Raw genomic sequence first — 19,647 nt, 5'->3', positions numbered from 1 at the left:
ATTGATACAGGTGTTGCTTTAGATCATCCTAATTTAGTAGCAAATATACTACCGCGAAATGAAGAAGACTGGGATTTTGACCCTGATGATGATGATATTCCTGAAGATGCTGGACATAATACATTTCATGGCACTCATGTAGCAGGAATAGCGGGTGCAGTTGATAGTCCAGAGGGAATTATTGGAGTTGCACCCAACTGTAAGATAATGCCTTTACGAGTCAAACTAAAAGCAGGCAGAAATGCTAATCGTGTTGATGCGATTAATTATGTTATTGAGATTGCCAAGCAACATCCTGAATTGCATTATGTTATCAACTGTAGTTGGGTTACAAATGGTTATGATACTGCAATCTTTCGGGCCATAACAAGAGCTATTGAGAATAATATTCTAGTTATTTTTGCAGCAGGTAATGATGATTGGGATATGGATAATGATAAACCTCGTTATCCAGGAGTCCATTCTGAAGTGATTGCAGTGGCAGGACTAGACTCAAAAAATCACAAAGTAGGGTCTTCAAACTATGGAACCCAGATTGATATCTGTGCGCCAGGAGAAAATATTTGGTCAACTAATAAACCAACACCAGAGAATAATGATTATTATCGCTTCGATACAGGGACTTCAATGGCTGCTCCTCATGTAGCAGGTGTTGCTGCTCTCGTGTGGTCTGTTAATCCTCAATTAACTAATCATCAAGTGCGTCATATTCTTGAAGAGAGTTGCGATGAGGTTGATACAGCGAATCCAGACTTTTCTAACAAACTAGGAAAAGGACGCATTAATGCGTTAAAGGCTATTCACTTAGCCAAACAAATTTAATCGTAATTGAATAGAGGTATTAGTCATGTCTACAGCTAAGCCAGTCAACATTAAAACATCCGATGTAACCTTTGGACAAGTTTTTATTGATAGTCCAGAACTTGTAGAAGCTCTGATTAAAGATCAAGAGAACGTCCTGAAATTTCTTGAAGAAAAAATATCTCATCTAAGCTTAGATAAGATTACTGTAGATGAGTGCGGTCGTCTTATCATTGATGATGAGAATTTTAGACAAGCTCTTGAAGAGATTGTACAAGATGAAACAGTGATGCAGACTGTGTGCGGGTTTCATTGTTAGTGATTGATTATCCATTCGATCCTAGTCTATTCGTCTGTACCAGTTCAAGGATAATATTTGGGCAATCGGAATTACCTCTTAACTGGTACATTTTGATGCTAGTAGGGTTTTAAGAAAAGTTGAAGTTTATTCAAAGGACTAAATCTATATTCGAGGTAAATAACTGAAATGTCTTTAACAAAGTTGCTGGTTAAAAAAGCATTAGACCCTAATTATCTTAATCTCATTCTCTTTCCTACAGAGAGATGTAATTTTCGTTGCATTTATTGTTATGAAAATTATCAAATGGGTGGCATGACATCAGAAATTGTAGCCTCAATCAAAAAATTGATTTCTGTTCGTGTCCCTGATTTAAAGAAGTTGGAAATAAGTTGGTTTGGAGGAGAACCTTTGTTAAAAAAAGATATCATTCGTGAGATATCTTGTCATATTATTGACTTAACTCAAGAATGTTCCGATTTAAAATATGGTGCTAACATCACTACTAACGGATATTTTCTTGATACTATAACTTTTCAAGAATTAGTTTCTCTCGGAATTAACACTTATCAAATATCCCTTGATGGCGATTATGAAGTTCATAATCAAACTAGAAAAAGAGCCGATGGAAAAGGTACTTTCAATACGATTTGGCGTAATTTATTAGCTATTCGAGATACAGACTATCCTGCACATATAATTCTTAGAGTTCATTTTTCTCCTGATACATGGACTCAATTATCTCCATTGATTGAGATGATTAATACAGAATTAATTGATGATGGTCGTTTTTATGTTTATTTCAAATCAATATCACGCTTAGGGGGAGAAAACGATGAGAACTTATCTATTTTTAGTGATCAAGATGAGGGAAAAGTCATTCAAATATTGCAGGAACAAGTTAAAAATTCCCAACAGTTAGAGACAGTAGATATTAATCAGTATATTTGTTATGCTTCTAAAGGTAATTCTTTGGCAATTCGAGCCAATGGAGACATTATTAAATGCACTGTTGCTTTAGATAGTCCTAAAAATAAAATAGGACATTTGAATTTGGATGGAACAGTAGAAATTGAGCGAGAATTATTTTTACCTTGGCTGAAAGGATTAGAAATAGGGGATCAAAAAATAATGGCTTGTCCTTGGTATAATTATGTCAAAAACTCTTAAAAACTCTACGGTGACTTTAGTGATTTAAACCTCAGTTCTATAGTATCGTAAGTATCGTAAGGGCTTAATTGATAGCATTAAACCCCTACAAGTTATCAAAACCCTATATACCTAACCGTTGATAAATGGTGTCTAAATTTTGTAAATGATGTTGAGGATCAAAGCATTTTTCGATCTCTTCAGCACTAAGATATTGCGTCACTTGGGCATCTTTACAGACTAAATCATAAAAGTTACCATCTTCTTTATTCCAAGCTTCGTGAGCGCATTTCTGTACCACTTTGTAAGCATCTTCCCGACTCATGCCTTTTTCGACTAAAGTCAATAGAACCCGTTGACTAAAAATAACCCCGCCATAAACATTCATATTCCGTTTCATGTTGTCAGGATAGATTAATAAATTCTTGACTAAATTAGTAATTTCTTTCAACATAAAATGAGTCAAAATACAGGTATCGGGTAACATTACTCGTTCTACGGAACTATGAGAAATGTCCCGTTCATGCCACAAAGCAACATTTTCTAAGGCTGCTACAGTATAACTTCTAATAATACGAGCAATACCGGTTAAACGCTCAGAACGAATAGGGTTCCGTTTGTGAGGCATTGCAGAAGACCCTTTTTGCCCTTTAGAAAAGTATTCTTCTACTTCTAAAACATCGGTGCGTTGTAAGTTTCTAATTTCAACAGCAAACCGTTCTACAGAAGAAGCTAATAAAGCTAATTGTTGCACAAAATCTGCATGGCGATCGCGGGATATCACCTGAGTTGAGGCAGTATCTGGTTCTAACCCCAAATATTGACAGGACAAAGCTTCCACCCTGGGATCAACGTTGGCGTAAGTTCCCACAGCACCAGATATTTTACCCACACTAATGGTACTGCGTAGGTTAACTAATCGTTCTCGGTTGCGTAACACCTCAGCCAACCACCCGGCCAACTTAAAGCCAAAAGTAATGGGTTCAGCGTGGATACCATGCGATCGCCCTACCATAACAGTGTTACGATGTTGTTGTGCCTGATAACGTAGGGCTTGGATCAACTCTTCGAGACTTTCTAAAATCAGATTTAAACTGGCCACTAATTGCAACGCCAAAGCCGTATCAAGGACATCGGAACTGGTTAACCCTAAATGGATGTAACGGCCAGCATCTCCTACATATTCATTAACATTCGTTAAAAATGCAATGACATCATGACGCACTTCCGCTTCAATTTCTAATACCCGTTTCGGGTCAAAATTAGCTTTTTCCTTAATCTTTGCTACGGCTTCTTTGGGAATGTAACCTAATTCTGCTTGGGCTTCACAAACTGCAATTTCTACTTGTAACCAAGTTTTCAGCTTATAACTATCTGTCCACAGTTGGCCCATTTCTGGCAAGGTATAACGTTCAATCACTGCCATCTATAACTGATACAACAAGCCATAGTATCACATTTGTGTTTTTCCCTAAGTTCATTGTGGACTCTTAAGGGCTATTAATTATCTTTCTCTATATTCCCTTTAAAAAATGATTCTAAGGGGTGTAAACGAAACCCTGGAGTTTTATAATCTTTGGGTAAATAATTTTCAGGAATTGTATTTTGATTTCCGTCTCTAACCGCAGCATAATGAGGGGACATAATTTCAATTCCAACTTCTGCACATTTGTCTTGTATCTTTTGATGTAATTCAGTATAAATATTACCGATTTCAATGGATGTAGTTTTATTTGTATAAACTCTAAGTTGATAGCTAATATAGAAATCATCTAAGCTAGTTTGCCAGACATAAGGAGTCGGATCGTCTAAGATATCGACAGTATCTAAAGCAGAATTCCTTAAAGTTTCATGGACTAAACGCCAGGGAACATCATAACCTAATGTAATGGTTGTATTCAGAATTAAAGGTTCTTCAAGATCCCTCATTGTTGCAGTATAATTAATGATTTTGCTGATAATTAAGATGGAGTTGGGAATGGTAATAATTTCATTATTTTGGTTACGAATTCGTGTAGAAAGAATAGTTTTTTCTATTACAACCCCTTGATATTCCTCAATTTTAATGCGATCGCCTATTTGAAATGCACGGGTATAAATAACCACAAATCCCCCAATTAAATTAGCAATGGTACTGGCTCCCCCAAAAGTAACTAAAGCACCCGCTAAAATAGAAATTCCTTGAAATGCAGGAGATTCAAATCCTGGTAAATAAGGAAAAATAATGGCTGCTGCTAACCCAATAATCAAAATAACAGTTAATTTATAACTTGGCTCTGCCCAGTCAGGATAAAATCCAGGAATAGTTACTCTTTCTTCTTCTACTGCTTTAAAAAAGGGATGACATAGACGAATTAAATAATGAGTTACGATAAGAGTAATTATAATTAAAAACAAATTAGGTAAATAATCAATAAATCCAGACCAAGCATTTCCTAATGCTCCAAAAAATGAACTAAAAATGCTTTTACCTAACCGCTCAGTTTGAGGAAATAAACTTAAAACTAAAGGGATATAAAAATATAAAATTACAAAAATGATAATCCAGCGAACTATTTTTAAACTTAGTATAGTAATTTGTTTTTGTCGGTAAACAGAAAGAATTGTCCAATTTTGAATTCTTAAGGTTCTGAAAAATAAACTTCTTCCCTCAAGAATGCGACGAGATGCACCTGGAATAAACCAATTTAAAAATCGAACAATAAAAATCACTAAAATAGTAGATAATAAACTCAATAAACCTCTAATACCTAAATAAGAGAGGTTTCTTTCTTTACGATATTCAACAATGGCATTTTTGATAATCTCGGAATAATTTTGTGCCAGTTTTTCTAGGGATTTATTATTAGCTTCAGCATCGCTTTGTCCTAAATAGAGTAAAAGATTATTTTCTACATAAATAATATATATTCCATCGATGGTCTTAACTTCTAAATTGTTTATATTAATTGAACGATCTTTTGCTACCTCTTTGAGCCGTTTCATGGCAACCTTTGCCCTTTCTTGGTTAGGTATTCCCTCAATATTGGTCTTAAATTCAAATAAAGTTTCTCCATCTAATTTAACAGGAGCCGGGGGATCATCATCCACGGATTCTTCAGACAAAGATTCTTCTTGTTTCTGTGATTCTTGAACTAAAATATAGTGAGAAAATAAATCTTTCTTGCTACTAATTTCTAGCAAACTAATGGTTTTTACTTGTGCTATACTTGGGCTATAAAAATGTAGGCTGAGTAAGCAGCCACATGTTAACAGTATTATTGTTAATATGGATATTATTTTGCGAGACTTGGTAATCATATAATTGTGTTCTTAGACTTCAATCAATAATATACTAAAGTTCAAAAATCTAATTAACAATAAAAATTAATAGTCTTTTAAGATCATAAGTAGTATTAATAAATTTTGATTTAATATGTAAGGTTTAAATATATATATTTAAGATTATATTTTTTTAAGGAATTATTAAATTTTAATAAAAATAAAACCAACTATCTCAAAATATTTCGTTAAACTATAAAGTAATAATAGATTAATAATTGAGTATGAATGGTTCCACTGCAACTTTGTTAATTTCTTGCCCTGATCAACAAGGATTAGTAGCGAAATTTGCTAATTTTATCTATGATAATGGTGGCAATATTATCCATGCCGATCAACATACAGATTTTGAAGCTGGTTTATTTTTAACACGAATAGAATGGCAATTAAATGGATTTAAGTTATCTCGTGATATGATTCCTTCTGCCTTTGCTTCTGTGGCTAAACCCTTACAAGCGGTGTGGGAAATTCATTTTTCTGATACTATTCCCCGTTTAGCTTTATTTGTAACCAAACAAGATCATTGTTTGCTTGATTTATTATGGCGTTGGCAAGCAAAAGAAATTAGAGCAGATATTCCTTTAATTATTAGTAATCATGAAAAATTAAAAGCGATCGCTGAACAATTTAATATCGATTTTTATTATCTTCCTATTACAAAAGAGACAAAAAATCAACAAGAAGCAAGACAGTTAGAGATTTTAAGACAACATCGCATTAATTTAGTAATTTTAGCTAAATATATGCAAATTTTAACCCCTGAATTTATCAATCACTTTGCCCATATTATTAATATTCACCATTCTTTTTTACCCGCATTTGCTGGAGCGAAACCTTATCACCGCGCCCATGAAAGGGGTGTGAAAATCATCGGTGCTACTGCTCATTACGTTACAGCCGATTTAGATGAAGGTCCAATTATTGAACAAGATGTTGTTAAAGTTTCTCACCGAGATACCATTCCAGATTTAATCCGTAAAGGTAAAGATTTAGAAAGAGTGGTATTAGCTAGAGCGGTTCGTTTACATGTCCAAAATCGAGTTTTAGTGTATGGAAATCGTACCGTTGTCTTCGCTTAAATGATAGTCTAAATTATCTTAATCCTCTAAAAATTAATCATTAAGTTTCACTAAATTTCTTATTTTAATTCATATCTATCCTAAAATAGTATTAACTATTTCAATCAATCAATTATATAAATTACCCATGACACAACAACTAGCATTCATTGGCCTAGGTTTAATGGGAGGATTCATGGCTGCTAATCTAGCAAAAAAACGTTTGACTGTCAAAGCTTGGAACCGTAGTCCTAACCGCCCTGGTATCACCGTAGCACACAATGCTGGTGCCATCCTTGCTCCTTCCATTGAAGCTGCTGTCAAAGAAGCAGATATTATTTTTACCTGTGTGGGTGATGTTCCTGATGTTAATGATGTCATTTTTGGAGAAAATGGGATTATTAATTATGCTAAACCTAACGCATTAATTGTTGACTTTAGTACCATTGGTACCCAAGCAGCTCGCGAAATTGGGGTTCAATTAAAAGAACAAAAATTTCGCTTTTTAGATGCACCCATTTCTGGAGGAGATATTGGTGCAAAACAAGGCACATTAACCATTATGGTTGGAGGAGAAAAAAAAGATTTTGACGAATGTTTACCCTATTTTGAAGCTATGGGAAAAACGATTATTTATTGTGGTTTTACAGGCAATGGACAAGCGGTAAAAATGTGTAATCAGGCTCTATGTGCAGTTCATATGGTGGCTTTATGTGAAGCTATAAAAATGGCAGAAAAACAGAATATTGATCCTAATCTGATGATAGAAGTTTGCCAGACAGGTGCAGCCAGTTCTTGGGCTTTAGCTAACTTAGGTCCGAAAATTATAGACTCAGATTTAGAACCTGGTTTTGCCATTAAACATTTATTAAAAGATTTACGATTAATTCAAGAAATTATGTCAGAATCAGAGAGTGAATTACCAGGAGTTAGCTTAGCAGAAAGCTTTTTAAAAGTAGTGGCGAATATGGATAAGGGCGAAGCACAAGAACAAGGAACTCAAGCAATGATTCGTTATTATAATCAATAAAATAATGTCTAAAAAATTAATTTTTCAAGGAACAATAACTTATTTAACTGATCATTGGTATGCTAAACTTATTTTTCCTTTAGTCGAGGTCAAAAAGCTACTTCAAACTATTTATGAATTTCTACTTCATCTTATTTGGTCTGAGTTGATTTATGGCAAAAAGCTTGAGAATGAACTTGATAGTTTAATAGCTTTTTGTATATTTTGTATTTTATCTCTTTTAGGTTACTATTTTAGAGACTATATTCAAATCATTATTATCATATTTTTCATAATTTGGTATTTAGACTGTTGGCTTGCTAAACATCAATATTTTCAGAAAAATCGTAAAATTGACATATGTATCTATGAGATAAATAAGAATAAAATAATTTGTTGTTTATCCTTGCCTAACACTAAAACTCAATCTATTTTTGCTAGTTTTTTTCCAGAAGAAGTCAATCATATTTCTATCGTAAAATCTTCTTTACGAGGAGGTGCTTTTCAAGAAGTTTTAGATGAAGTTTGGCAAATAGAAATTAATTTATGTAACGGCAAACATTTTGTTATTGACGAAAATATTTTAACTCATAAATCATTATTAACTGCTAAAAAATTAGCTAATTATTTCGATTCTGATATTATTTTTAGTCATAGTCAGGGAGCAAATTCTTATGTCGAACAAGAATTACAACCAATATTTTTATACCATTTAGTTAATCAAAATTTAGAAGGAGTTAGATATCAAATAAATTCAAGAAAAGTTCATATTTATACTCAATGGCAATGGTCTAATACTTGGAGTTTTATTAAAAAACTATTTGAAAAAGCAGGATTTTTTCTATTTATTATTGTTATGAGTGGATTTATGATTAAGTTTGGGGGATTATTACATAAGATCATTTCGATTATTAGAGGAAAAGATGATATTATTTATCTATCTTCACCCTTTCAATGGTTCCTCCCTAACTGGCATTGGCGTAATATTTTAGAATTAGTTTTAGTTTTAGGTATTTTTATTTATCAAGGGTGGCAGTTAAGCCGTGTAAAACATATTTATATTACTCCATACTATCTTAAATTTTTTATTGACAATAAAATGATTGATAAAATTAAAACATCAGATATAGAAGCTTCATTTGTTATTAATAATTCTCAGCCAGAAGTTTTAATTATTGGAAAAAATAAAGTGCTGACGATTACTAACTTTGAACAAGAAAAATTAGCTAAACTATTTTGGGCTTATCTTGATGAAGCCATTAACAGTTATCAGAAAAAACAGCCAAAACAACTAAGTAATGAATCTTCAGAGGAAAAAGAGTAATTAGATTATTTAGGTATTAAGTAAAATTATATTACCAAAAATAAGTTAATCATGTTATTCTAAATAATTTAAAGGTTATCTAGGATCAGTTATCTAAACTATGAATATAGTAGATCGCGTTCGTTTAGGGTTAGCGGTAGGTGTAGCAAAAACTATCACTGCTTTGGTTCGTTTTGTAGGTTTAGGTGCTGCTAGTGTATTACCTGGGGCTATTTCTCGGCGTTTTCACCCTAGACTGCTATCTCTACTCTGTGAACAAGTCAAACAAGGGGTTATCTTAGTAGTAGGAACCAATGGCAAAACAACCACTTCTCTACTATTAAGAACTATTTTAGAAGACCAAAATTATAAAGTTGCTCACAATGAAACTGGGGCTAATTTAATTAATGGTTTAGTCACTACTTTACTGAATAATACCAATTTAATTGGTACATTAAGCGCAGATTATGCCATTTTAGAAGTTGATGAAAACATCGTGCCACTGTTATTAAAAGATTGTCAACCGAAAGTAATTTTAGCACTCAATTTATTTCGAGATCAACTGGATCGTTATGGCGAAGTTGATACCATTAGTCAACGGTGGCAAAAAGCGATCGCACCGCTTTCTCCTAATACTATCATTGTCTTAGATGCTGATGATCCTACCCTTTCTTATTTAGGACAACAATTAACTCAAAATGTTCGTTATTTTGGTCTTTCTGAACCGAATTTATATTTAGAGGAAATTCCTCACGCTGTCGACTCGATTTATTGTCCTAGTTGTGGTTATCCTTTAACTTATGAGGGAGTTTATTTATCTCATTTAGGGGATTATTCTTGTGAAAAATGTGGCTTTGAAAAGAGTAAACTAGATGTAAATAGTCAAGACTGGCCACAAATTTTGATCGGGGTTTATAATAAATATAATACCTTAGCTGCCGGATTAGTTGCCCAAGAATTGAATATTGAAACAACAGCGATTTTAAAAACAGTAAAAGCCTTTAAAGCAGCTTTTGGTCGAGCAGAAGAATTAACCATAAATGGCAAGCACGTCCGCATTTTATTATCTAAAAATCCCGTAGGTATGAATGAAACCATTCGGGCAGTTAATGATATTAAAAAAATGGGAAAATCTTCTACAACTTTATTAATTTTAAATGATAGAATTCCTGACGGAACAGATGTTTCGTGGATTTGGGATGTGGATACAGAACCCTTAGTTAAATTAGGAGGTAATTTAGTGGTAAGTGGTGATCGCACCTATGACATGGCATTGCGTCTTAAATATAGTCAAGAAACGCTCCCTCAAGAAAATAATCGTGTTAAATTAATTGTTAGAGAAAATTTAAAAGAAGCCGTACAAACTGCTTTAACCTTGACAACATCAGAGGAAACCTTACACATTGTTCCAACCTATTCCGCTATGTTAGAAGTTAGAGGAATCTTAACAGGTCGTCAAATCTTATAAGTGTAATAACACAATGATAATGTCTTCTTTAACTACTGGGGAAAATTAACAACAATGTGGGGAAAAAAGAAAACTATTGTGGAAAAACTAGAGGAAGGGGAGATTATATCAACTTTTAATAATAGAGATTATTGGTTAAGTTGGGCGGGGGAAGAAAAAGGAAGTTAATTTTCTAGTGACTTTTGAGAATGGGTATCAGAATCAATTGTCAAGTAAAGGGAGAAAATTTTAAGTAACTAAATGTTAAATCCGCAACCACCTCATGTATAACATTTGTAACTTTCGCAGCAGACAAAATCAGAGAACTGTGCTAACATCGGGTTTAAACTCACAGAAATTCCTAAAAAATAAGCTATGGGCAAGGTTCTGGTGTTAAATGCGTCCTATGAACCGCTCAATATCACCAGTTGGCGAAGGGCTGTAGTTCTATTGATCAAAGGCAAAGCAGAGCAACTGGAAAACAACGAGCGATTAATTTATGCTGATTTTCCCCTTCCTTCGGTTATTCGGTTACGGCATTATGTGCGTGTTCCGTACAAAGAAATTCCCTTAACACGCCGTAACATCCTAGAACGGGATCGCCACACTTGTCAATATTGTCGCTACAAAGGAGAGCAACTAACGCTTGATCACGTAATTCCCCGATCGCGTGGTGGAGGAGACACCTGGGAAAATCTAGTAACGGCTTGTGTTCGTTGTAACGTTAAAAAAGGTAATCGCACTCCCAAAGAAGCGCAAATGAACCTACGACACCAACCCCGTCGTCCTTACAGTAGTTTACAGTTTGAATTGGTCAAACATACCAGAGGCAATCTTAATCAAGAATGGCGTAAGTATATTATCGGCATTTAAGCGGTTTGACCTTCAACTTCAGCCAATTGAAATCCCATCTCGCATTCATAGACTCTAGCTTGTTGTGTATCGACTTTATTGAGAGAATGGCCACAACCTAGTTTTCCATGATGCCACCGTGGAGTGCCTTTTTGATCAGCCAGTAAACAGCCGGGACACACTTGATTAACAGATAAAATATTATCACGAGTTAAAATAACTAACATATTAAACCCCTTTTATGCCATCAACTTTATTTTAAGGTGTATTATCCTGAATTTTAGTGTAACTATTCCCATTCGACATCTATTGTAATCAATTAGTATAAAAGTTTAAGAAAAAGAAAAAACAAATTTTGACAATCTGTCTTTGAACTTCAATGCTACTCGGTTAAGCTCAAAAACCTAGTTAAGACTGCAAGAGAGAGGGGAGCAGGGAAAAAATCTAAAAAAATCTAAAATCTGTTAACCAAAAGACAATCTTGTGCTACTATTAATAATTGTCGGTGAAAAAAGCTAACTAAAGCTTCTGACCTGACGGGGGCGTGGCGGAATGGTAGACGCTACGGACTTAAGTAAAATTGAGCCTTGTTGGAGAAATCTTACAAGTGTAAGCTCTCAAATTCAGGGAAACCTAAGTCTAGATAGATAAGGCAATCCTGAGCCAAGCTAAAACCGAAAGGGGTTAGAAGGTGCAGAGACTCGACGGGAGCTACCCTAACAGATTAAGCTGAGGGTAAAGGGAGAGTCCAATTCTCAAAGCTCAAATGGTGCAGTAGCGAAAGCTGCAAGAGAATGAAAATCCGTTGACCGCAAGGTCGTGAGAGTTCAAGTCTCTCCGCCCCCATATAATTCTAAAATTTAGTGGGTTGTCGCATAACATCGCTGATGGTTAGACCAATTTGGGGTTTACCTTCAAAAACACTACCCACATCAAACCGTTGTAAGTGAATTTTAGCCAGATGATAAGCATCTTCAGGCAAAGGAATATAACCTGCCTCTGCTACTAATTCTGGAGCTTTATCGAGATAGTATTCTACAAAAACTTCTAAAGCAGGGTTTTCTTGCGCTCGTTTGGCGTTAACATAGATAAATAAAGGACGGGATAAGGGCTGATACTCCTCATTTTCCACTGTTTGTAACGAAGGAATGACCCCACCATTACCATTATCAACAGCAACAGCCTTGAGTTTATCTTGATTTTGCTGATAATAACCATAGCCAAAATAACCAATACCGTTGGGATCTTGAGCTAACCCGGTAACCAATACCTCATCATCCTCGCTTGCAACGTAATCTTGACGACTCGCTCCGGTTTCTCCAACAATGGCTTTGGTAAAGTAGTCGTATGTTCCAGAGAGTTCGTCAGGTCCATATAATGTTAACGGACGATTCGGATAAGTTGGATCAACTTGATTCCATTGAGTTACCTGATTTTCTGCTGTGGGTTCCCACATCGTTTTTAATTGTTCAACGGTTAAAGTATCTGTCCAATTATTCCCAGGATTAACCGCAATGGTAATGGCATCGAAAGCAATAGGAAGTTCAATATAACGGATTTCATTATTACTACACACTTTCATTTCTTCGCTGGAAATGGGACGAGAGGCTGCATTTATGTCAGTTTCCCCTGCACAAAATTTCTGAAATCCTCCGCCCGTTCCTGAAAACTCCCCTTCTATGTTGAGTTCTTTGATGGGTTGGTTAACGGCTTCACTTTCATAGCTTTCTAATACCCTTTCTGTAATGGGAAAAACCGTACTTGAGCCATCAATTTTAATGGGTTTAATCGCTGATTCAGGAACAGAACCACAAGCGGATAATAAAGACAACGATATCAAACCGACACCCCAAGTTCTGACCTTGAAAATTTCATAAATATTCGTTATCATCTTCAGCTTTACCTTTTTTAAATGATAGTAATTAGCAATTAACTTGAACCAAGAAGTTAACTTGAACTTAAACAAATAACATTTCCTTAGCCATCCTTTATTTAGGGTGCCTTGGAGACAAACAACACCTTTTCTAATATCGATATAATGATAATACTTAGATTATCAGCGAAAGATAAAAATTAATCTTTTTTTTACAAGTGAGAGTTTTCTCAACAAAAAAAGTCTTAAATTTCTGGAGTTTATAATTTTCTTAACCTAACGTTTACCATAAATTGTTAGATTCTGCTTTAAGATTTGTTTAGTTTATCCAATTAACAATTAAAGCCCTATGTTCACACCAGTGAAATCAAGTAAACGTACCATAATAAGATCCTTATCAATTTTAAGTTTAGCCGTTAGTTTAGGAGCTTGTGGAGGCGGTTCCTCTGATACTCCTGATACTGCTACAACCACCCCCGATAGTGGAAGCGAAGGGACAACCACTGCCTTAAACCCTCCCCTAGAAGGTAATGTCTCTTTAACTGGGGCTGGTGCTTCTTTCCCCGCACCCCTATATCAAAACTGGTTTGTCCAACTAAACAAGGAAGTCCCCAGTCTCCAAGTTAACTATCAGTCCGTTGGAAGTGGTGCCGGAGTTGAACAGTTTACCGCCGGAACTGTGGACTTTGGGGCGAGTGACGTAGCTATGACAGACGAAGAAATGACCCAAATTGATAGAGGTGTTCTTTTACTACCCATGACTGCTGGTAGTATTGTCATGGCTTATAACTTACCTGGAGTCGAAGGACTAAAACTGTCTAGAGAAGCCTATGTCGGCATTTTCAATGGAACTATTACCACCTGGAATGATCCAATTATTGCTGAAGCTAACCCCGATCTTGAATTACCCGATCAACCCATCACCGTCGTTCACCGTTCTGATGGTAGTGGTACCACAGGGGTATTTACCAAGCATCTCAGTGCTATTAGCCAAGAGTGGCAGGCCAGTATTGGTGAAGGTAAAAGTGTGGAATGGCCCACCAGTAAAGGTAAATTTATTGGCGGTAAAGGAAACGAAGGGGTAACCGCATCCATTCAGCAAAACGAAGGAGCGATCGGTTACGTTGAATATGGTTACGCCAAACAAAATAGTATTCCTGTAGCAGAATTAGAAAATGCTGCCGGCAACTATATTGTTCCCACCGATGAGAGTGCCTCAGCCACATTAGATGCGGTAACTTTACCTGAGAACTTACGGGCTTTCATTACCGATCCTGAAGGAGATCAATCTTACCCTATTGTTACTTACACTTGGCTCTTAGCCTACGAAACCTATGACGATCCTCAAAAAGCGATCGCGATGGAAGCCATGATCCAGTATGGTTTAACCGAAGGTCAAGAACAAAGTAAACAATTAGGTTATGTTCCTTTACCCCCCAGTGTGAGAGAGAAAGTGGCCGCAGCAGCCGATGCCATTAGTCCTGATTACGAAATCAAAGTGAACTAATCAATGACATAATGAGTGAGGGAAAAAAGTATAACAAAAACTCATAACTTTCCCTGATACTCAAATATTTCGTTCTTCTCTCCTCACTTTTTTTCACTGTTGTTTTTCTAAGCAATTTAGCTTGCTCATTTATCGTGACTGCATCATCTTCTAGACGACAAACCGGAGTGGGCTTTCGCTCCGCTATGGAAAAAACCATCGATAATTGGTTTATTTGGCTCACCTTAGCCTTTGCTCTTGGTATTGGTTTAATTCTGATTTCTATTGCTTCAATTATTGCTTGGCGTGCTTGGCCAGCTATCCAAGAATATGGACTGAGTTTTCTATTTAGTAGTTCCTGGAACCCAGTTAAAGGACGAGAAGAATACGGCGCGTTGCCAGTTATTTATGGAACTTTAGTTAGTTCTTTAATTTCCTTGGTGATCGCTATTCCTTTAGGCATTGGAACAGCTATATTTTTAAGTGAAAATTTTATTCCCTTAAAATTCCGCACCCCTTTAGTTTTCTTAGTAGAGTTATTAGCAGCCATTCCCAGTGTGGTTTATGGACTGTGGGGTATTTTTGTTTTAATTCCTGTGATTCAACCCTTGGCGATGTGGTTACATAATAATTTCGGTTGGATACCGTTGTTTAGCACGCCTCCTGCTGGTGGGCCAGGGATGTTTCCGGCAGGGGTTGTGCTATCAATTATGATTTTACCCATTATCATCGCCATTTCTCGTGATTCTTTGGCTTCTCTTCCCCCTGAGTTACGCCAAGCTTCTTTAGGGTTAGGGGCAACCCGTTGGGAAACTATTTTTCGTGTGTTAATACCGGCTGCCTTTTCTGGTATTGTGGGGGGCATTATGTTAGCCTTGGGTCGGGCAATGGGAGAAACCATGGCTGTCACTATGATTATTGGCAATGTCAATAAAATTAGTATTTCTATTTTAGAACCAGCTAATACCATCTCATCTTTAATTGCTAACCAGTTTGCAGAAGCTTCGGGAATGCAGGTAGCAGCCCTCATGTATGCGGGATTGGTGCTAATGATTTTGACATTAGTGGTCAATATTTTAGCTGATTATATCGTTAGTCAAGTTCGAGCTAAATATTAGTCATTTTAGTTCGGGGTTCGGAGATCGCAAGGGGTAAGAATACTCTTCAACTCTACGAATTCCCCCTACACCCTACACCCCAAACCCTATCCTTACCAATACTTGATAAGGCAGGTGCAAGATGTGAGTGTAACGTTTATTTTTATCAAGATACTGATTAGTTATGGAAAACAAGGGATTAAGTCTTAAAAAAAAGCCCACCTCTTCCCGTGCCTTATTTGATAGCTTCTGGACGGGTATTGCTTCTCTATGTATGATTGTCACCCTTATTCCTCTGTTTGCAGTGTTAATCTTTGTTGCACTTCAAGGGTTTCGTCAGATTAATTTCGACCTGTTTACTCAGTTACCACCTCCCCCTGGCCTTTCAGATGGAGGCATTGCCAATGCTATTATTGGAACCTTAATTACGGTAGCCATCGGTACTATTATTTCAGTTCCTTTCGGGGTGTTAGCTGCGGTTTATCTATCGGAATTTAGCCGTGATAACCAAATTGCCAAATGGGTTAGATTTGCTACTAACGTTTTAAGTGGGGTTCCTTCGATTATTGCCGGGGTATTTGCCTATGGTTTATTGGTGGCCACTGGTATTGTTGGCTTTTCGGCTATTGCTGGGGGTGTTGCCTTAGCGGTTTTGATGTTACCTACCATTATTAGAACAACGGATGAAGCCTTACAAATTGTTCCTCAAGATGTGCGTTGGGCTGCCTTTGGTATCGGGGCTTATAACTATCAAACAGTGTTGAAAGTAGTCCTACCGGCTGCGATTCCTTCTATTTTAACTGGAGTTACATTAGGAATCGCCCGTGCTGCTGGAGAAACAGCCCCTCTAATTTTTACGGCACTTTACTCCAATTTCTGGCCCAGTGCGCCCCCACAAGGACTTCTAGAACCCATTGCTACTTTATCCGTATTGGTTTATAACTACGCCATTGTACCCTTTAAACCCCAACAGGAACTGGCTTGGGCAGGATCTTTAATTTTAGTGTTATTGGTCTTAATTACCAGTGTTACAGCCCGTTTAGCAACTCGTCAAAAAACTTATTAACCTGAGTTCGGTGTCAGGCGTTTGGAATTCTGGAATTTTTACGGGAAAGATTATTATGGGAAATATGGAACAAGATACAATACCATCAAATAATTTAGAGACGGTTTTTTCTCTCGATCACGTTGATATTTATTATGGAACCTATCGGGCAGTTCGGGATGTTACTTTTACGATTCCTAAAAATAAGGTAACAGCATTTATCGGTCCTTCGGGTTGCGGAAAAAGTACCATTTTACGTTGTTTAAATCGACTCAATGATCTCATTGATAGTTTTCACCTTGATGGAAAAATAAACTATCATGGACAGGATTTATATGCCTCTGATATCGATCCTATTGAAGTTAGAAAGCGCATTGGTATGGTGTTTCAAAAACCCAATCCTTTCCCCAAAACGATCTATGATAATATTGCCTATGGTGCTAGGGTAAATAACTTCAAAGGAGACTTAGATGAGTTAGTAGAAACCTCGTTAAGACGCGCCGTTTTATGGGACGAAGTTAAGGATAAATTAGGAGAAAGTGGCTTTTCTTTATCAGGAGGGCAACAACAAAGACTGTGTATTGCTCGTACTATTGCTGCTCAACCTGAAGTGGTATTAATGGACGAACCTTGTTCAGCATTAGACCCCATTTCAACCTTAAAAGTTGAAGAGTTAATGCACGAATTAAAGGAAAATTACACCATTGTTATTGTTACCCACAATATGCAGCAAGCCACACGGGTTGCTGATTATACAGCCTTTTTCAATGCAGAAGCCACTGATAAAGGTAGTAAAGTTGGTTTTCTGGTGGAATATGATCATACAGAGACCATTTTTGGTAATCCAAAACACCAAGATACCAAAGACTATGTAAGTGGAAAATTTGGTTAATCTACTTGAATTTATTGTTACTTAAATTACTAAGGTTAAAAAAAATGATGACTGATGTAGCAACAGAAACCGTCTTAAGAACTGAACACTTAAACGTTTTCTACGGTTCAAACTTAGCTGTTAGGGACGTTACTTTAGACATTCCTCTCAATAAAGTTGTGGCATTTATTGGTCCTTCTGGATGTGGAAAAAGTACGGTTTTGCGCTGTTTTAATCGCATGAATGATCTGATTCCTAGTGCGAGAATTGACGGAAAAATAACCTATCACGGTAAAGATATTTATGCCAAAAAAGTTGACCCTGTAGACTTACGGTGTCGCATTGGTATGGTATTCCAAAAACCAAACCCTTTTCCTAAGTCTATTTATGAAAATATTGCCTTTGGTGCTAGATTAAATGGATACAAAGGGGACATGGGGGAGTTAGTAGAAACTTCCTTAAAAAAAGCCTCAGTATGGGACGAAACTAAAGATAAATTACATCAAAGTGGGTTGGCCTTGTCTGGGGGACAACAACAAAGATTATGTATTGCTCGTACTATTGCAGTTAAACCAGATGTTATCTTAATGGATGAACCTTGTGCTGCTTTGGACCCTATTTCTACCCTAAAAATTGAAGAACTCATCCACGAATTAAAAAGAGATTACACTATTGTTATTGTTACTCACAATATGCAGCAAGCGTCACGGGTATCTGATTTAACCGCTTTTTATAACGCAGAAGCGACCGAAAGAAAGGGTAAAGTAGGTTATCTTGTAGAGTACGATGAAACCGAGGTCGTGTTCCAAAATCCTGCTCAAGAAGCAACTAGAGACTATGTTAGTGGACGATTTGGTTAATTTAAGAAGATAAAATGGCCAACAAACTTTATGATCGAGACTTACAACTTTGGATTGAACAAACCATTAACCAATTAAAAAATGGTGAGTTTCAATCTTTAGATATCGAGCATTTAATTGAGGAATTAGTAGACTTGGGTAAGTCCGAAAAAAATGCACTCAAAAGCAATCTAAAAATTTTGTTATGCCATTTACTTAAATTACAGGTTCAGTCTGATGTACCTGAAACCATGAAAAGGAGTTGGTATAGTTCAGTCTTAGAACATCGTCAGCGTGTTCTTGATAATTTAGCAGATACCCCATCTTTAAAACGTTTTTTACCAGAAGCAGTGGAAAAAGCTTACGGAGATGGGAGAAAATTGGCCATTAAAGAGGGAAAATTAGCTCAATTTGGGGTGCAAGTTCCCAAAGAAAGTGAATATCCTATCAGTTGTCCTTTTTCTATTGAACAGATTTTGAATGAAGACTTTTATGGGAATTAGTCAATACAAACAATAAGTATCTGCTACAATTTACCCTGAACCCAATGATCTAAGGAAGTATTCTATCTGTGTCGAAGAAATTATTTCATTATCAATCTTGCCGTTGGTTATTCTCTTTATGTTTAGGAACTTCTCTGCTTTTAACTAGCTGTAATTCTCAGCAGCAAACTACGACAAACAGCCAAAGTGATAGTGATACTTTACGATTATTATATTGGCAAGCTCCCACCATTCTTAACCCTCACTTATCCACAGGATTAAAAGACTCAGAAGCCAGTCGAATTACTTTAGAACCCTTAGCAAGTTACGATAAAAATGGGGAATTAATTCCCTTTTTAGCAGCAGAAATTCCCACTCGTGACAATGGGGGAATTGCAGAAGATGGAAAGTCTGTTACTTGGAAGTTAAAACCCGATATAAAATGGTCTGATGGTACTCCATTTACTGCCGATGACGTGGTATTTACTTATGAATTTTTAAGTAACCCAAAAGTTGGGGCAACCAGTGCAGGAGATTATGAAATTATTGAGAAGGTTGAAGCCCTTGACTATGACACAGTAAAGATTACTTTTAAACGAGTTAATCCGGCTTGGAATCGCTTTTTTATTGGCTCATCCGGACTCATTTTACCCGGTCATATTTATAAACAATATAATGGAGAAAATGCTAGGCAAGCCCCTGCTAATTTATTACCC

Annotated in this window: 19 protein-coding genes; 15 read left to right on the top strand and 4 right to left on the bottom strand. The window is 36.2% G+C overall.

The window, feature by feature from the left end:
* The 3 genes from CY0110_RS24820 to CY0110_RS24810 all read left to right on the top strand — a co-directional run.
* On the top strand, nucleotides 1-822 hold an 822-nt coding region (locus CY0110_RS24820; RefSeq protein ID WP_157464653.1), incomplete at its 5' end, for a S8 family peptidase.
* 25 nt (nucleotides 823-847) lie between these two features.
* On the top strand, nucleotides 848-1,120 hold the full coding sequence (locus tag CY0110_RS24815) for a hypothetical protein (protein ID WP_008278373.1): 273 nt from the start codon (nucleotides 848-850) through the stop codon (nucleotides 1,118-1,120).
* Between the two features lie 168 nt (nucleotides 1,121-1,288).
* Nucleotides 1,289-2,269 carry a radical SAM protein gene (locus CY0110_RS24810; protein WP_008278372.1) on the top strand — a complete coding sequence of 327 codons (981 nt, stop codon included), beginning with the start codon at nucleotides 1,289-1,291 and terminating at the stop codon, nucleotides 2,267-2,269.
* A gap of 103 nt (nucleotides 2,270-2,372) precedes the next feature.
* Here CY0110_RS24810 and purB read toward each other — a convergent pair whose 3' ends face one another.
* Nucleotides 2,373-3,668 carry an adenylosuccinate lyase gene (gene purB, locus CY0110_RS24805; protein ID WP_008278371.1) on the bottom strand — a complete coding sequence of 432 codons (1,296 nt, stop codon included), beginning with the start codon at nucleotides 3,666-3,668 and terminating at the stop codon, nucleotides 2,373-2,375.
* A gap of 80 nt (nucleotides 3,669-3,748) precedes the next feature.
* Nucleotides 3,749-5,431 carry a mechanosensitive ion channel family protein gene (locus CY0110_RS24800; RefSeq protein ID WP_008278370.1) on the bottom strand — a complete coding sequence of 561 codons (1,683 nt, stop codon included), beginning with the start codon at nucleotides 5,429-5,431 and terminating at the stop codon, nucleotides 3,749-3,751.
* 362 nt (nucleotides 5,432-5,793) lie between these two features.
* On the opposite strand from CY0110_RS24800, the gene purU reads away from it, so the two are divergent.
* The 5 genes from purU to CY0110_RS24775 all read left to right on the top strand — a co-directional run bounded on the left by purU (nucleotide 5,794) and on the right by CY0110_RS24775 (nucleotide 11,259).
* Nucleotides 5,794-6,648: a formyltetrahydrofolate deformylase gene (gene purU / locus CY0110_RS24795; RefSeq protein WP_008278369.1), complete on the top strand. Its 855-nt coding sequence runs from the start codon at nucleotides 5,794-5,796 to the stop codon at nucleotides 6,646-6,648.
* A gap of 127 nt (nucleotides 6,649-6,775) precedes the next feature.
* Nucleotides 6,776-7,657: an NAD(P)-dependent oxidoreductase gene (locus tag CY0110_RS24790; RefSeq protein WP_008278368.1), complete on the top strand. Its 882-nt coding sequence runs from the start codon at nucleotides 6,776-6,778 to the stop codon at nucleotides 7,655-7,657.
* Between the two features lie 4 nt (nucleotides 7,658-7,661).
* Nucleotides 7,662-8,960 carry a hypothetical protein gene (locus CY0110_RS24785; protein ID WP_008278367.1) on the top strand — a complete coding sequence of 433 codons (1,299 nt, stop codon included), beginning with the start codon at nucleotides 7,662-7,664 and terminating at the stop codon, nucleotides 8,958-8,960.
* A 100-nt stretch (nucleotides 8,961-9,060) separates the two neighbouring features.
* A complete protein-coding gene (locus CY0110_RS24780; RefSeq protein ID WP_008278366.1) occupies nucleotides 9,061-10,407 on the top strand; it encodes a Mur ligase family protein in 1,347 nt (448 codons plus the stop codon).
* A 354-nt stretch (nucleotides 10,408-10,761) separates the two neighbouring features.
* Nucleotides 10,762-11,259 (top strand): HNH endonuclease, encoded by a 498-nt coding sequence (locus tag CY0110_RS24775; protein ID WP_008278364.1) that lies wholly within the window; start codon nucleotides 10,762-10,764, stop codon nucleotides 11,257-11,259.
* On the opposite strand, the gene CY0110_RS24770 is transcribed toward CY0110_RS24775, so the two are convergent.
* Together CY0110_RS24770 and CY0110_RS24765 are read right to left on the bottom strand one after the other, a co-directional pair.
* Entirely contained in the window at nucleotides 11,256-11,465 is a 210-nt protein-coding gene (locus tag CY0110_RS24770) for a hypothetical protein (protein WP_008278363.1), read from the bottom strand. The two genes, CY0110_RS24775 and CY0110_RS24770, sit on opposite strands and share 4 nt — an antisense overlap.
* Before the next feature lie 626 nt (nucleotides 11,466-12,091).
* Nucleotides 12,092-13,129 (bottom strand): PstS family phosphate ABC transporter substrate-binding protein, encoded by a 1,038-nt coding sequence (locus CY0110_RS24765; protein ID WP_008278362.1) that lies wholly within the window; start codon nucleotides 13,127-13,129, stop codon nucleotides 12,092-12,094.
* 331 nt (nucleotides 13,130-13,460) lie between these two features.
* Here CY0110_RS24765 and pstS point away from each other — a divergent pair, with 331 nt between their 5' ends.
* The 7 genes from pstS to CY0110_RS24730 form a co-directional block, all read left to right on the top strand.
* The gene (pstS, locus tag CY0110_RS24760) at nucleotides 13,461-14,618 is read left to right on the top strand and encodes a phosphate ABC transporter substrate-binding protein PstS (RefSeq protein WP_008278361.1); all 1,158 of its coding nucleotides are present in this window, start codon (nucleotides 13,461-13,463) and stop codon (nucleotides 14,616-14,618) included.
* A 185-nt stretch (nucleotides 14,619-14,803) separates the two neighbouring features.
* Complete coding sequence (pstC, locus tag CY0110_RS24755) at nucleotides 14,804-15,715, top strand: phosphate ABC transporter permease subunit PstC (protein WP_008278360.1); 912 nt, start codon at nucleotides 14,804-14,806, stop codon at nucleotides 15,713-15,715.
* Nucleotides 15,716-15,878: 163 nt separating this feature from the next.
* On the top strand, nucleotides 15,879-16,760 hold the full coding sequence (gene pstA, locus CY0110_RS24750; RefSeq protein ID WP_008278359.1) for a phosphate ABC transporter permease PstA: 882 nt from the start codon (nucleotides 15,879-15,881) through the stop codon (nucleotides 16,758-16,760).
* Nucleotides 16,761-16,815: 55 nt separating this feature from the next.
* Nucleotides 16,816-17,631 (top strand): phosphate ABC transporter ATP-binding protein PstB, encoded by an 816-nt coding sequence (pstB, locus tag CY0110_RS24745; protein WP_008278358.1) that lies wholly within the window; start codon nucleotides 16,816-16,818, stop codon nucleotides 17,629-17,631.
* A 44-nt stretch (nucleotides 17,632-17,675) separates the two neighbouring features.
* Nucleotides 17,676-18,470 (top strand): phosphate ABC transporter ATP-binding protein PstB, encoded by a 795-nt coding sequence (gene pstB / locus CY0110_RS24740; RefSeq protein WP_035800613.1) that lies wholly within the window; start codon nucleotides 17,676-17,678, stop codon nucleotides 18,468-18,470.
* A gap of 14 nt (nucleotides 18,471-18,484) precedes the next feature.
* Entirely contained in the window at nucleotides 18,485-18,952 is a 468-nt protein-coding gene (locus CY0110_RS24735; RefSeq protein WP_008278356.1) for a DUF29 domain-containing protein, read from the top strand.
* Between the two features lie 68 nt (nucleotides 18,953-19,020).
* Nucleotides 19,021-19,647: ABC transporter substrate-binding protein (locus CY0110_RS24730; RefSeq protein ID WP_008278355.1), on the top strand; the 627-nt coding region annotated here is incomplete at its 3' end.

Source organism: Crocosphaera chwakensis CCY0110 (assembly GCF_000169335.1).
Taxonomy (GTDB): domain Bacteria; phylum Cyanobacteriota; class Cyanobacteriia; order Cyanobacteriales; family Microcystaceae; genus Crocosphaera; species Crocosphaera chwakensis.
The sequence above is the reverse complement of the archived record's forward strand: the minus strand, read 5'-3'. Positions and strand labels throughout refer to the sequence as shown.

Bases quoted from the DNA above. Each gene is read 5' to 3' on its own strand.
- CY0110_RS24815 (WP_008278373.1), top strand. From the start codon at position 848: ATGTCTACAGCTAAGCCAGTCAACATTAAAACATCCGATGTAACCTTT.
- CY0110_RS24810 (WP_008278372.1), top strand. From the start codon at position 1,289: ATGTCTTTAACAAAGTTGCTGGTTAAAAAAGCATTAGACCCTAATTAT.
- purU (WP_008278369.1), top strand. From the start codon at position 5,794: ATGAATGGTTCCACTGCAACTTTGTTAATTTCTTGCCCTGATCAACAA.
- CY0110_RS24790 (WP_008278368.1), top strand. From the start codon at position 6,776: ATGACACAACAACTAGCATTCATTGGCCTAGGTTTAATGGGAGGATTC.
- CY0110_RS24785 (WP_008278367.1), top strand. From the start codon at position 7,662: ATGTCTAAAAAATTAATTTTTCAAGGAACAATAACTTATTTAACTGAT.
- CY0110_RS24780 (WP_008278366.1), top strand. From the start codon at position 9,061: ATGAATATAGTAGATCGCGTTCGTTTAGGGTTAGCGGTAGGTGTAGCA.
- CY0110_RS24775 (WP_008278364.1), top strand. From the start codon at position 10,762: ATGGGCAAGGTTCTGGTGTTAAATGCGTCCTATGAACCGCTCAATATC.
- CY0110_RS24770 (WP_008278363.1), bottom strand. From the start codon at position 11,465: ATGTTAGTTATTTTAACTCGTGATAATATTTTATCTGTTAATCAAGTG.
- CY0110_RS24765 (WP_008278362.1), bottom strand. From the start codon at position 13,129: ATGATAACGAATATTTATGAAATTTTCAAGGTCAGAACTTGGGGTGTC.
- pstS (WP_008278361.1), top strand. From the start codon at position 13,461: ATGTTCACACCAGTGAAATCAAGTAAACGTACCATAATAAGATCCTTA.
- pstC (WP_008278360.1), top strand. From the start codon at position 14,804: ATGGAAAAAACCATCGATAATTGGTTTATTTGGCTCACCTTAGCCTTT.
- pstA (WP_008278359.1), top strand. From the start codon at position 15,879: ATGGAAAACAAGGGATTAAGTCTTAAAAAAAAGCCCACCTCTTCCCGT.
- pstB (WP_008278358.1), top strand. From the start codon at position 16,816: ATGGGAAATATGGAACAAGATACAATACCATCAAATAATTTAGAGACG.
- pstB (WP_035800613.1), top strand. From the start codon at position 17,676: ATGATGACTGATGTAGCAACAGAAACCGTCTTAAGAACTGAACACTTA.
- CY0110_RS24735 (WP_008278356.1), top strand. From the start codon at position 18,485: ATGGCCAACAAACTTTATGATCGAGACTTACAACTTTGGATTGAACAA.